The 11,844-nt window shown below is 47.0% G+C and carries 12 protein-coding genes; 2 read left to right on the top strand and 10 right to left on the bottom strand.

Annotated features, from left to right (window positions below; genetic code table 11):
- Window positions 1-90 precede the first annotated feature (90 nt).
- The 6 genes from BUB37_RS03110 to BUB37_RS03085 all read right to left on the bottom strand — a co-directional run bounded on the left by BUB37_RS03110 (window position 91) and on the right by BUB37_RS03085 (window position 5,422).
- Window positions 91-1,077, bottom strand: a complete 987-nt coding sequence (locus BUB37_RS03110; protein ID WP_072988328.1) for a ribonucleotide-diphosphate reductase subunit beta — start codon at window positions 1,075-1,077, stop codon at window positions 91-93.
- A gap of 290 nt (window positions 1,078-1,367) precedes the next feature.
- Window positions 1,368-3,320, bottom strand: coding sequence for a C1q-like domain-containing protein (locus BUB37_RS03105; protein ID WP_072988325.1), 1,953 nt, complete (start codon window positions 3,318-3,320; stop codon window positions 1,368-1,370).
- Between the two features lie 5 nt (window positions 3,321-3,325).
- Complete coding sequence (locus tag BUB37_RS03100) at window positions 3,326-3,805, bottom strand: T9SS type A sorting domain-containing protein (RefSeq protein ID WP_072988322.1); 480 nt, start codon at window positions 3,803-3,805, stop codon at window positions 3,326-3,328.
- A 197-nt stretch (window positions 3,806-4,002) separates the two neighbouring features.
- The gene (locus BUB37_RS03095; RefSeq protein WP_072988319.1) at window positions 4,003-4,365 is read right to left on the bottom strand and encodes a DUF4870 domain-containing protein; all 363 of its coding nucleotides are present in this window, start codon (window positions 4,363-4,365) and stop codon (window positions 4,003-4,005) included.
- A gap of 33 nt (window positions 4,366-4,398) precedes the next feature.
- Window positions 4,399-5,019: a hypothetical protein gene (locus BUB37_RS03090; RefSeq protein ID WP_072988316.1), complete on the bottom strand. Its 621-nt coding sequence runs from the start codon at window positions 5,017-5,019 to the stop codon at window positions 4,399-4,401.
- 49 nt (window positions 5,020-5,068) lie between these two features.
- On the bottom strand, window positions 5,069-5,422 hold the full coding sequence (locus BUB37_RS03085; RefSeq protein ID WP_139278059.1) for a hypothetical protein: 354 nt from the start codon (window positions 5,420-5,422) through the stop codon (window positions 5,069-5,071).
- 281 nt (window positions 5,423-5,703) lie between these two features.
- Here BUB37_RS03085 and BUB37_RS03080 point away from each other — a divergent pair, with 281 nt between their 5' ends.
- Both BUB37_RS03080 and BUB37_RS03075 read left to right on the top strand, forming a co-directional pair.
- Window positions 5,704-6,258 (top strand): RNA polymerase sigma factor, encoded by a 555-nt coding sequence (locus BUB37_RS03080; protein ID WP_072988308.1) that lies wholly within the window; start codon window positions 5,704-5,706, stop codon window positions 6,256-6,258.
- Complete coding sequence (locus BUB37_RS03075; RefSeq protein WP_072988303.1) at window positions 6,251-6,979, top strand: tetratricopeptide repeat protein; 729 nt, start codon at window positions 6,251-6,253, stop codon at window positions 6,977-6,979. Before BUB37_RS03080 ends, BUB37_RS03075 begins: the two co-directional genes overlap by 8 nt.
- A gap of 4 nt (window positions 6,980-6,983) precedes the next feature.
- Here the strand turns inward: BUB37_RS03075 and BUB37_RS03070 are convergent, their stop codons facing one another.
- The 4 genes from BUB37_RS03070 to BUB37_RS03055 all read right to left on the bottom strand — a co-directional run bounded on the left by BUB37_RS03070 (window position 6,984) and on the right by BUB37_RS03055 (window position 11,448).
- Window positions 6,984-9,821, bottom strand: a complete 2,838-nt coding sequence (locus tag BUB37_RS03070) for a CHAT domain-containing protein (protein WP_072988301.1) — start codon at window positions 9,819-9,821, stop codon at window positions 6,984-6,986.
- A gap of 59 nt (window positions 9,822-9,880) precedes the next feature.
- Window positions 9,881-10,510: a hypothetical protein gene (locus BUB37_RS03065; RefSeq protein WP_072988299.1), complete on the bottom strand. Its 630-nt coding sequence runs from the start codon at window positions 10,508-10,510 to the stop codon at window positions 9,881-9,883.
- A gap of 302 nt (window positions 10,511-10,812) precedes the next feature.
- Window positions 10,813-11,235, bottom strand: a complete 423-nt coding sequence (locus BUB37_RS03060) for a hypothetical protein (protein ID WP_139278058.1) — start codon at window positions 11,233-11,235, stop codon at window positions 10,813-10,815.
- Window positions 11,236-11,259: 24 nt separating this feature from the next.
- On the bottom strand, window positions 11,260-11,448 hold the full coding sequence (locus BUB37_RS03055) for a hypothetical protein (RefSeq protein ID WP_072988292.1): 189 nt from the start codon (window positions 11,446-11,448) through the stop codon (window positions 11,260-11,262).
- Window positions 11,449-11,844 lie beyond the last annotated feature (396 nt).

Genomic DNA, 11,844 nt, shown 5'->3' with positions numbered 1-11,844 from the left:
GGGTATGCTTATGTTAAAAAAATTAACATATTAAATCTTGGGTGCAAAAACCCCTTTTCAAAAAGGGGGTTAGGCTTCTATTGCAATCGCTTAAAAATCGGCGTCGAAGCTGATTTTTTGCGCATCTTCGTCCTTGTCTTTGTTGAGCACTCCTGCCTTTTGGTATTCGGACACCCGCTTTTCGAAGAAATTCGTTTTCCCTTGAAGGGAAATCATATCCATAAAATCAAAGGGGTTCGTTGCATTGTACACCTTATCGCACTCCAACTCGACCAACAGGCGATCGGTAACGAACTCCAGGTATTGGGTCATAAGCTTGGCGTTCATTCCGATAAGGCTTACCGGAAGCGATTCGGTAATAAATTCCCTTTCGATATCGAGTGCATTGGTCAGAATTTCGGTGATGCGCTTTTTTGGCACTTTATTGACCAGGTGTTTGTTGTGCAGGTGCACGGCAAAATCGCAATGCATGCCCTCGTCCCTCGAAATCAATTCATTTGAAAAGGTAAGACCGGGCATCAAGCCCCTTTTCTTGAGCCAAAATATGGAGCAGAAGGCCCCTGAAAAGAAAATGCCCTCGACTGCGGCAAAGGCGATCAAGCGCTCCGCAAAGCTGGGCGACTCGATCCAGTTCAAGGCCCATTCGGCTTTCTTTTTAATGGCGGGAAAATTCTCGATGGCCTTAAAAAGTATGTTCTTTTCCTTTTCGTCCTTCACGTAGGTATCGATCAATAGGGAATAGGTCTCGGAGTGGATGTTCTCCATCATGATCTGAAAACCGTAGAAAAACTTGGCTTCGGCATACTGTACCTCACTGACAAAGTTCTCGGCCAAATTTTCGTTTACGATTCCGTCGGAAGCGGCAAAGAAGGCCAGGATATGCTTGATGAAGTACTTTTCATCGTCGTTCAGCTTATTGTTCCAATCGTTCAGGTCCTCGTGAAGATCAATTTCCTCTGCCGTCCAGAAACAAGCCTCGCATTTTTTGTACCATTCCCAAATATCGTGGTGTTCGATGGGAAAAATCACAAAACGGTCTTCATTTTCTTCCAAAATAGGCTCTACAGCTGTGGACATACTCATTGATTTTAAAAAATTGATGTAATGTTGGATGCTCGATTTCCCTTGCGTCGTCCTAACAAAGATGGCAAAAAAGCCGCGGTTTTGTAAGGGCGTTGGGCGAATTCGGCCACAAAGTTTTTAACACAAAATGTTGAAATCTAGCCTCGCAAGTGATGTACATTGCCTTTCGGGCGAACGGACAATACACCCGATTCTGGGCATAAAAAATTAAACCAAAAAGTATGTTTTCATTATACTTTTTGGTTTAATTTTTAGAAGTCCGATTGTCGGCCAAAACCGCTGCCCTAATTTATCCTGTACCCTTCAAAGAAACTGCCAAAACCATCGATACGGGAATCTTGGCCTTCAGTGTAATTGCGCAATTGAACATAGACCTCTTGTCCGGCATTCAACCTAAAAATTCCACTGATCTCCGTATCAACGGTGTCTCCATCGACCGTAGACCCACTGAGCCAATTCGATTGGATATTGAATTTGATTGCAAAGAATGCACTGCTTACGGCATTCGACTGATCTACCCTGGCATGTAGGAAATAATATCCCGACTTGGGGCATACGAACCTTTTTGTGGTCCTATTAAGGCTGCCGGTGGTATCGTATAGCACGTTTTCCCATATATCGGCCTCAATTACGGTGCCCCCGTCCAAGTCCTTAACCGCAAAACCATTGCCTTCATACTTAAACACTACAGGCTCACTAGCTTTCAAATTTCCATTGGCATCGGCCACCACGTTTCGTTCGCCGGAACCTTCCAATTTTTGCACCTTTACATCGCCATTGGCTTCAACGGTCAACCTGGGGGTGGCCTTGGTCACCAAATGGACTTTTCCGGTGCTATTGCCACTTCCCGTACCGAAATCCATATCCCTAGCTCCCGAATAAACACCTGAATACCCGATATAACCGTTCGACGTATCGTAACTGACCCAGTTGCGCAGGTTGTCGGTCTCGAACATTACGGGGTTGGCGGTGGCCCCAACGACATGCAGCTGTGCACTGGGCGCGTCTGTCCCTATTCCCACATCTCCGCCGATGTAGTACACATCGCTCCCGTCTTCTTCCCACAGCGTGCCTCCGCCACCTGCGGCCACCTCGTCGTTGCCCGCGACCCATTGGCCCGAACCCGCATCCCATTTCGCCACTTGGCCGTCACTGGTTCCGACCAAGCCTTTTATAGCGGAGCCGTTACCTGTCAGTAATCCGTTTTCCGCGGTTACGTCCACATAATCGCCCAAATCGACCGAGCCGGTACCGTCTTCGATGGAAAGCACATCACCGGTCAAAACCAGGCCTTGATCATCGGTATCCACCAGACCGCCCGCAGCCAGTTCCTCGATCGCTTCCTGGGTATTGGACGCCGCCAAGCCGGTACCCGAATTGTCGAAGGCTACCTCCGAGGCATTTTGGTCGTCGGATCCACCGGGCGGTAGAATGCCGGCCAGGTCGACCCCCGTCCCCCCGGAAATAGCCAAGCGGGTCCCCGAAAGGCTTAAATTCTGTAATTCATTGGCCGGATCGGAATCCAGGTCGGCCCCTCCACCGGCCAGTTCGTCCAAGGCATCCTGTGCATTGGTGGCGGCCAGGCCCGAAGTGGAATTATCGTAGGGCACTTCAAGGGCGGTCTGTTCCACCCCGCCACCGCCAGGGAGACGACTGTCCACATAGGTCTTTACGGCCCTTTGGGTAGGCAAGATGGCCCCGCTGTTTTCCGATAGGGTGGCATTGTCGGAAATCTCATCGACCTGGGCGCCCCTGTTGAGCCTTAGACCGCCGTTTACCTTTAAATCGTTCCGTACGGCCACCGTTCCCGTATTTTTATTTATAATGGCATCGCCGTTGACCTCCCATTGTTTGTCTCCGGAACTGATGGCATAGGGCACCGCCATTAACTCCGTAGTCCCAACTTCGACCCCGTTCAAATAAACGGTCAAAAACGGGACCTCTTGCCAGTCTAGGCCGGCATAGTTACCGGAAACGACGTCACCCTTGCCGATCTGCAGGCTGAACACACCATTGGCATCGGTGGTCACATTGTGCGATTCTTCATAGGCCACCGGGGCCGTGGCGCTCCCAAAACGGATTCCGACACCGATGGTCAAGGCTTCTTGTTCCATCAGTTGGTTATCGACGCCTCGGGCAACGCCTTGGTAATTGATATAGTTTCGCGATTGGGCCATCACCGTGTTCAAGACACCAAGTGCGAAGACCATTGCCAGTAAGTAGTAATTTCTTTTCATAATTTCTAGTTCTTAATAATCTTATATTCCTTTAATTCACCCTTTCCCTTTAAAACGAGTTGAAGAATGTAAACCCCCTTCGCCATATAGCCCATATCTATCACATGCCTTACTTGCGATCCATCGGTGGTCTTCATCAAGACCCGTTTGGCATCGACCGAAAAAAGCTGCATGGCCAAAACCTTATGGTCACCGGGGAAAACGGTCAACCGTTCAGCCACGGGATTGGGATAGACCACGATGTCGACCTCTTCCTCTTCGGGGAACATGGGCACGACCACGATCTGCCCCCCGGCCCAAAAGCCCTGATCGACGGCAAGGTCGTTCGCCCGATAACCCACGGCGCTCTCGCCAATGGTAAAACCGATACCGGCATCCGGACCGGCCAAAAAACCACCTGCACTGGCGATGACGGTTCTATCAATGGACTGGGCCACGGCGAAATAGGAAATAACAAAAAGAGAATAACACAGGATCCTTTTCATAACACACTGGTTTAACCCTTAATGCGATCTATCGGAAAAGGTTAACACCTGCGGTACAATAGGGTTTGGGAGGGGCGTGCGGACAGGAAAGGGACCAAGTCCGGAGGGTGGAATACAAAAAAAATGCCCAAGGGCGTACCTCGGGCTATGGGCAGTAAAGATTAAAAAAGGGCCCGAAGGCCCATTTTATAAAGGGACTATATCCCCTTGAACCATTCTTGGTACTTGGTACCCAGAAAAGGTGCCGGTTTTTCCTTACCGTTGATGGCGTTCATTAAGGCCACGATCCACATATAGAGCAATACAAAGATGCCTACGATATTGATCAACCAACCAATAATGGGTACGATACCGATAACTCCCAAAACAAGGCCCGTAACACAAAGCCCTATGGATTGCCGTATGTGGTATTTGGCAAAATCGAGTTTCTTTTCGTTGTTCATCACAAAGGCAATGACCAGTCCGATGACGGTTATATACCCGATAATCGCTATTCTTTTGGCTTCTTCATTGACTGCCAAGCCTTTGTTCGCTTCTAAATTCGCTTTTGATGTTTCCATTGTTCTAAAGTTTAAAATGATTATTCAAGTATGTCAATCCGCCATATCGGCCAAGTCGTCTAAATTCAACCGATCGACCAGTTCCCAAGTTTCCTCGGGGTCTAAGCCGGTCGCGTTTACGGTAACCAAAAACCGTCCGTTATAGGTAAACGACAACATGGTTTTGTTGGTCTTTTTCCAATAGGTCTGCCGGGCCTTGATTCCGTCGACCTCAATGTTTTTTTTATGTTTGTTCTCATCCTCTTCCTCCATCTCCATATTATTAGCCACGCTGTAGCTGGCCGCCATGATACTGCCCGTGGGCCCGGCCCCGTCCACTACGTTGACCCGCAATTTTTTCTTTCCCCCATCATCCTTAAAGGTACCTTCTATCGACTTGACATTGTACATGCCCGCCTGACCGGTCTTAAAACCCGTTCGATTAAGTCCGTCTATTTTTTCGGGAAGCCATTCTTTCAGTTGTGTAGCGGTCAAAGGCTCGGCATTCTTCAGTTTTTCGACATCGTCTTCGAACTTTCTGGCCTGATTGACCAGGGTGGCCGAGTTCGACACCCCTTCCTTGGCCTTTTTCAGTTTTTCCTTTGTCTCGCCCATACAAGCCGACATGGAACTTAGCACGAGTAAGCCGGCCACTAATTTTTTTATGTCTTTCATAATCTGTTTTTATGGTGAACAAAACGATTTTTTTCGCAGGTAGCGGAACTTATTGGCACGTTTCTTCGAGGCCTTCCTTTGCCTCCTTGATCGCTTGTTCGATTTGCGCCCTACTTGCCGTGGGCACACATTGGTACACTGTCTCCAGGGCATCCAAATAATCGTTTCCGGCAGCGGTGTACCTACTACAGTTTTCAGCTGTCGGATCGGCCGAATACGCCACTGTAGCATCGGAAAAGGCCTGTAGCTCATCCATATAAAACTCGGCCCAATTGTCTCCATAACAGGCTCCCTCGGAACCTAAGGGGTTACCGTCGTCGCCTTTGTTACATGCGAGCATTAGCACTGCGGTTGCAACCACACATGCAAGAGAAAGAATCGGTGTTTTTCTACTAGTACGCATAACTTTAAAATTTAAGGTTTGTTTATAAAGGTTTATTATATCGGTGGGGGAAGTATTCTTCAATTCGCTAATATTGCCATCACGGCCTTTTCCGTTTCTTGCGACCTTGGGTTGTATGCCTTATCGGGAAAAGTGGGATATACATTACATTTTTTGTTTTTATAATCCTATGTTTTAAAAGGTCGTACATCCATTAATACCAGAAATATGAAAAGGTCAACAGCCAAGGCCTAAAAAAATTTATATTTATATATGTTTACCTTATTAACCTTCCGGCACTAATGAAAGACGAGCAACTTATTTCTCAGTTGAAGAACAGGGACAGGGACGCCTTAAAAAGTGTTTATGACGATTATAGGTCGGAATTTTTCAAGTTTGCACATCGGTACCAAAAAACCGGGGTCGACCTCGAAGACATCTTTCAAGATGCCCTTATCGCACTTTATGAAAATGCCCAGGCCGGAAAACTGGACCACTTAAAGAGCAGTGTAAAAACCTACTTGTTCAGCATTGGCAAGTTCATGCTCTTCAAAAGGTTCAGGGACACCAAGGAAATAATTACCGATGAAGCCTATATTTTCGACCAGAAGGAAAAGGCCGTGATCGAGGATGTATACCACGACCCTGGGCCCGACGAGTACCAAAAACGGCTAGTGTCCAATTTTAAAAAGCTGGGCGAGAAGTGTCGTGAAATCCTTGAGCTTTTCTACCTAAAAGGGCTAAAGATCGAAGAGATCATGACCGTACAAGGTTACGAAAACAAAAATGTCGTAAAAAGCCAAAAATCGAGATGCCTCAAATCTTTAAAAGACTTAATTAAACGGCAAGATGGATAAAGAAGAACTTATTAACCGCTATTTTGAAAACACACTCGACGAAGCGGGATTGAAGGAGTTGGAACGGTTGTACCAAAGCGACCCCGATTTTGCCGCCGAACTCGATTTCGAAAAAGAGCTGCAAGGGGCGCTCAAAACAAACGAACGTCAGGAACTCCGGGAGATGTTCCGCGAAAAAAGGGATGCCGAGCGGGCAGCGCCCTCAAAGGTCGTCCGCCTACGCCCTTGGTTGATGGCGGCCTCCATTGTATTTTTAGTGGGTATAAGCGCCTGGCTTCTTTTCTTCAATTCGACCGGCATCGACACCGAGGCCCTCTACAACACCCATTTTAGCCCGTATGAAAACGTGGTCCATCCCATCGAGCGGGGCGAACAGCTCGAAGACCTGAAGACCAAGGCTTTCACCGCTTACGAAGAGGGCGACTATGCCTTGGCCCTATCGCTGTTCAAAGACCTTCAAGACAAGAGCAACGACGACTACATCAAGTTCTACGAAGCCATTGCCCTCATGCAACTGAACAAGCATAGCGATGCGGTCGCCCTATTGGAAACCTATATACGGTCCGATGGTGAACTCAAGAACCGCGCCGAGTGGTACCTGGCCCTCAGTTACCTGAGACTCGACCAGGTGGACAAAAGCACAAGCCTGCTTAAAAACGTGGCGGACCATAACGGGTTCAAGGCCAAGGAGGCCCGAAAATTACTCGAAGAACTGGATTAAAGAACTATGGTCGGTTCGAACGGCTTCCCTTAAAATAGGTAAAAAAGCCGACGATAAGCAAAAGCAGCGCGCCTATCCGCCACCAATTGACCGTGGTGGTCACGGGGGAGACATCGCCCGAAACGGCAAAGGCCGCCCAATAGTAAGGGTGGCGCATCAACCTATCGTCGGTGGTCTCCAGGTATTTCAGCTTGGCCTGGCGCAAGGCGGCGCTTTTCGATTTGCCCTCACTGAGCCCCTCATAAAAATACCGCATCAGTTTTACGCTGCTCTTATCGTTTATTTTCCAAAGGGTGTTGACCAACGACTTGGCCCCTGCATAATAAAACCCCTTGGAGAGGCTTAACATGCCCTGTCCTTTTTGAAGTTTCCCTATACCGGTCTGACAGGCGCTCAAGGTCACCATATTGGCCGTTAACGAAGTGTTATAAAGGTCTTTGATATACAGGACATTGCCCTGGGCACTATCTTTTTCCTGACTGAAGGCCAGGTAGGAGTAATCGGGAAAGGCATCATTCGCGGAAGCATGGGTCGCCAAATGGACAATACCGAATTGTGAGGCCCTGGACCTAAAGTTCCGCAAGGTGGCGCTGCCATCAAAGAGGAGCTCAACATCAAAGAACGAAGCGATGCCCCTTACCTCATCGTCGTTGTACAAAAGCTTGCCGAACTGACGGCTGCCATTTGCCTCCTTGTCATCGCCGAAACCGGGCGCAAAGGCTATGATCTTGTTCACATTTTTCCTTTTTACCGCATGGAGCTCCATCAAGGAGGCGAACGAATTGCCATAACTGATACTCCGATCTTCCAAAAGATATTTTTCGTTGTGCCGCAAAAGGTCAAAGGGGAGGTAGTGCAGTTCCCCATCGCGGACAACGATCAAGTTTTCGGCCGTTATGCCTTCGAGCGGCATTTTTAAAACCTTGTCGTAAAGACGTTCGCCCAGCAGGTGCAATTTGTCGTTACTTACCTGGAGCGAAGGTTTGGAAATCAGCCGGTAAAACTCACGGATCTCGTTTTTGTCCGATTCGGAAAAGGGCATCTTAATAAAATTTTCACCCTTATCGCCCAAAATTATGGCATAGAGCCCGTCGGTGGCCACGGTATAGGATATTAGGGCCGTATTTTCTTCGCACAACGTGCGGCGTATGTCGGTCAGCGAAAGGGCCTCGTTTTTGTACTTGAGGTTGTAGTACCTGGGGTAGGCATGCCCGACCGAGTCGAGAAAATTGTAATAGTCTTGTTTTGCCTTGAATAAGTTATCGGAAAAAACGTCTTCGTTTTCGGTGGCATCGAACATTTGTTTTTCCAATTGGGTTATTTCGGCCCTAAGACGGGCCTCCCTTTCGAGCACCTTGTCGGGTACGTCGCCGTATTTTGTGGCCTGGACACTTCGCAGGGCCTCCAAAAGAATAAAATCCTTGCTCCTTTCGCTGATGTTCAAGGCCAGTTCCAAAATAGTCCGGGACCCCTCTTTCTCATAGGCAAGGTGGCTTATTTGGAGTATTCGTTCAAATATGGGATAGGCCTTTTCGGCCAAGAACTGCTTGTCGAGCTTGCTGTCAAACTCGGTTTTCAACAAGTCGAAAGTATTTAGGATATCGCGGCTCGTCTGAAGGGCCATATCCAAAGAACTCCCATCGTGGTCCCTTTCATAGGTTTCATTAAAGAACCTCAGCTTAATATCTAAAAGTCCTAACAACTGCGTCTTCGAAAAAACGCGTTCCGGCGACGGGTTGGTATCGTAGCCCTTGATATCGATGTCGCTTCCGGCATTGTTAAAGGCCTTGGACAAGGCTTCAAGGCCTTGGGTATAATCGCCCTGTTTCAGATACAGTTCGGCAATCTTGCCATACACGTCCGCCACGTCTTGGTGGGGCCGGTGTTGGCGATACTCCATATACTCGCCCAAGGCCATATTATAAAAGGACAAAGCCTTCTTGTATTGCTTCTTGCCCAGATAGGCATCACCGAATATGATATTGACTTCCTTGAGAAAGGGATTGCTGCCCGTAACAAAGGATTTATTTTTAACCAATATGTCGAGGGCCTCGTCGAACCTGCCCTGCTGTACGCGATTTTTGGCGAGGAGAATATAGGTAGACAGAAAGTTGTTCTTCTGCCTAGGATTCGTGATCCTAAGCCTGTAAAATTCGAGGGCCTCTTCGAGCAATTGGTTCGCACGCTCCGGTTTATCCTGGGCCTCGTAGACCTGGGACAACAGCTTTTTGGTATTGTACACCACCGATTGCCAGTCGACTATGCTATCCCTGTAATTATTTACCCAGTCGATGTCCTTTTTAAAGTAAAATTCGGCCTGCTCGTACTTGCCCGTATGCCTATAGGTTAGGCCGAGAAAGCTAAAAATGGCCGACATCATATCGATTTCGGCACTGGTCAGATCCGTTTCAGGAATAGCGCTTAGTTTCTTATAATGCTCAAAAAAGTAGTTTTGGGCGGAGCCATAGTCCTTTAATTTGTAGTAATAAGACCCTTTTTCAAATAGCAGGTTGTCTTTAAAATACTGGCCCATGTACAGGGTGTCGATCCGCGGTGTTCGCTTGACCAGGCTATCGGCCCTACTTATATTTCGACCGTAGTTGCTTAAATCATAAAAATTACTATTGGCGTTGAGCAGGTAGCTAAAGGCCAGCAACTCGCTTTCGATATCGTTCCGTTCCCTGGCCAGGGCAATGGTCTTTTCATAATAAAAATACGCACTGTCCTTATTGGAATAGTGATAGTCCATGGCCTTTTCAAAGGAGCTCCCTATGTCTTGTGCATAGAAAAAACCCGTTTGAACGAATAGAAAACCAAGCGCTATATTTTTTAACTTTTTCATGCACGAAAGTCCTGCAAACCACGGTCTGCAGGACTCAAAATAAGTTTCGAGGGTTATATTCAATCTTTATATACCGGTATATCTAAATATACACTTTTATCAAAAAACCTGCTATTTGGCCTTATGCGCATAACGCCATTGCCCTTTAAGCCCGATTCAATAGGTATTATGGACACTCCTCCCTTGGTACGGTAGACATGTCCGGATTTACCCACAACCCGGTTTTTTTGATCTAATATTTGAATGCTTACCTCGCCCATGTCTTCGGTAACCTGAATACCACTGTAGCCGTCCAAATTGATCTTGGGTATACCACAATTCGCATTGGGATCTTGAAAACAACCACGCGGTGGTCTTGGTGGATAAGGTACTTTTGGCATTTTGATCATGGTCAGGTCTTCTTTGTACAAATCGATCATATTGTCCTTTTTTTGGGCACTTTCCAACTGGGGCAAAAGGTTCCGATTACCGCGCTTGATGGCCACCTGTAATTCGGATATCTGCTTCCTGAGCTTAATCTGCTCGCCCATGGCTGCCTGTTTGAACAACTCTACACCATTTAAATATGGTTCCGTTTGACTTATTCGATAACTTAAAGCCGTAGATTCAAGCTCCAGTTCCTCCATATCGGTAGGCCCTGAGCAGGCCAAAAAGGCCCCTATTAGGGTAATCAACAATATACTGTTCATAGTTCTCATAATTTATACTTATTGGTTTATTTTAGCTCAATTACATCCCTTGTCCCTACTCGGCACAATTGGGGCAACAAAAATTAAGATTCAGTAAGGCCTTCTTGTTTGCCCGATGTATGAATGGCAAATATTTCTGTATAAACAGCAGGGTTTTGCTTATGGTCGATCGGGCCATTAGACGATTTGTTGCGACAAGGCGGTTAGCACCAAGGTTATGGCCACCGTCATTATTGCCAAAAACACCCAAGTTGTTCCTTCTATCTTTCTAAGTTCCATAGCCTCGATTTTTATTTCGTATTCTACGTTTTGATTATTAACTCTCCCTTACTGTTCGATACCACCTTTCCGGTCTCCTTCCCCAATTTGAAAAGATCTCCCGGCGCCCATGGCGATGCCGGCCCCATCGTCTTTCTATCCAGAAAGAGTTCCCTATCGGTATAAATGATTACCGTGGTATTCTTTTTAGGTGTAACTACATCGCCATATATTTCATACGTTCCCTTCAGAAGCCCGACATAGAACGAGCTGTTCCGGTACTTCTCCACTAAATAGGCCTTCCCTTTCCCCTCTACCTGTTCGAACATGAGCAAATGGCTCACCTTTTGTCCGGTCGACTCCACCACCAAGAGTATTTTTACCTCTTTGGTGGTCAAGGTTTGTCCATGCCCTGTCCATTGAACGGCCAGAAGCAGAATAAAGCTTATCGTTTTTACAAGAAACACCATCCGGGATTAGGGCCCTGGCCCTCAATTTATGTCTTGTTGGTCTTCAACGGCCTCTTCATCGGCCGTTGGCACCGTTACACTCTCTTCGGGCTCGTAATCGCAATCATTACCGTAAAGGCAATCCACTAATTCGGTCGTGTCTTCATAGCATGAGCTTAGCATCAAACTGGTCGCGAAAACGCCAATGAGCAATACACTTTTAACTTTCATGGTTTAAAATTTTAATGGTTGATACTTAGCGGAATAAAACTAACTTTTAGCTGCGCAACACAATACCACATATGTAACAAGAGATACAACAGGTGTAACATAAATAGGGTTTCGAGACTGTATTCAGCAACGATTTCATTTTACTTTGCAAGACCTTGTTGTTTGTTGAAGGGCGGGCATCAAACCCTGTCCTGTCAACACATCGTCTTTGGTCTTCAATAAAATCGGGATTGCATCGAAACACATATTTGAAATTCTGTCGAGCACAAGCTTTAGTTTCACCACTTTCCTTTTTGTTTACATACATTGGTACCCGCTACACCAAATGGTAAACATCGGTCGATGTTTTTTTTGGAAATTGAACCAGGAAGGCGTTGAAGCCTACAGCATAAGCTA

Source organism: Pseudozobellia thermophila (genome assembly GCF_900141855.1).
Classification (GTDB): domain Bacteria; phylum Bacteroidota; class Bacteroidia; order Flavobacteriales; family Flavobacteriaceae; genus Pseudozobellia; species Pseudozobellia thermophila.
This window is presented reverse-complemented; position numbering and strand designations above follow the sequence as displayed.

Excerpts from the sequence above, each read along its gene's own strand:
- BUB37_RS03110 (WP_072988328.1), bottom strand. The coding sequence starts at position 1,077 with ATGTCCACAGCTGTAGAGCCTATTTTGGAAGAAAATGAAGACCGTTTT.
- BUB37_RS03105 (WP_072988325.1), bottom strand. The coding sequence starts at position 3,320 with ATGAAAAGAAATTACTACTTACTGGCAATGGTCTTCGCACTTGGTGTC.
- BUB37_RS03100 (WP_072988322.1), bottom strand. The coding sequence starts at position 3,805 with ATGAAAAGGATCCTGTGTTATTCTCTTTTTGTTATTTCCTATTTCGCC.
- BUB37_RS03095 (WP_072988319.1), bottom strand. The coding sequence starts at position 4,365 with ATGGAAACATCAAAAGCGAATTTAGAAGCGAACAAAGGCTTGGCAGTC.
- BUB37_RS03090 (WP_072988316.1), bottom strand. The coding sequence starts at position 5,019 with ATGAAAGACATAAAAAAATTAGTGGCCGGCTTACTCGTGCTAAGTTCC.
- BUB37_RS03085 (WP_139278059.1), bottom strand. The coding sequence starts at position 5,422 with ATGCGTACTAGTAGAAAAACACCGATTCTTTCTCTTGCATGTGTGGTT.
- BUB37_RS03080 (WP_072988308.1), top strand. The coding sequence starts at position 5,704 with ATGAAAGACGAGCAACTTATTTCTCAGTTGAAGAACAGGGACAGGGAC.
- BUB37_RS03075 (WP_072988303.1), top strand. The coding sequence starts at position 6,251 with ATGGATAAAGAAGAACTTATTAACCGCTATTTTGAAAACACACTCGAC.
- BUB37_RS03070 (WP_072988301.1), bottom strand. The coding sequence starts at position 9,821 with ATGAAAAAGTTAAAAAATATAGCGCTTGGTTTTCTATTCGTTCAAACG.
- BUB37_RS03065 (WP_072988299.1), bottom strand. The coding sequence starts at position 10,510 with ATGAACAGTATATTGTTGATTACCCTAATAGGGGCCTTTTTGGCCTGC.
- BUB37_RS03055 (WP_072988292.1), bottom strand. The coding sequence starts at position 11,448 with ATGAAAGTTAAAAGTGTATTGCTCATTGGCGTTTTCGCGACCAGTTTG.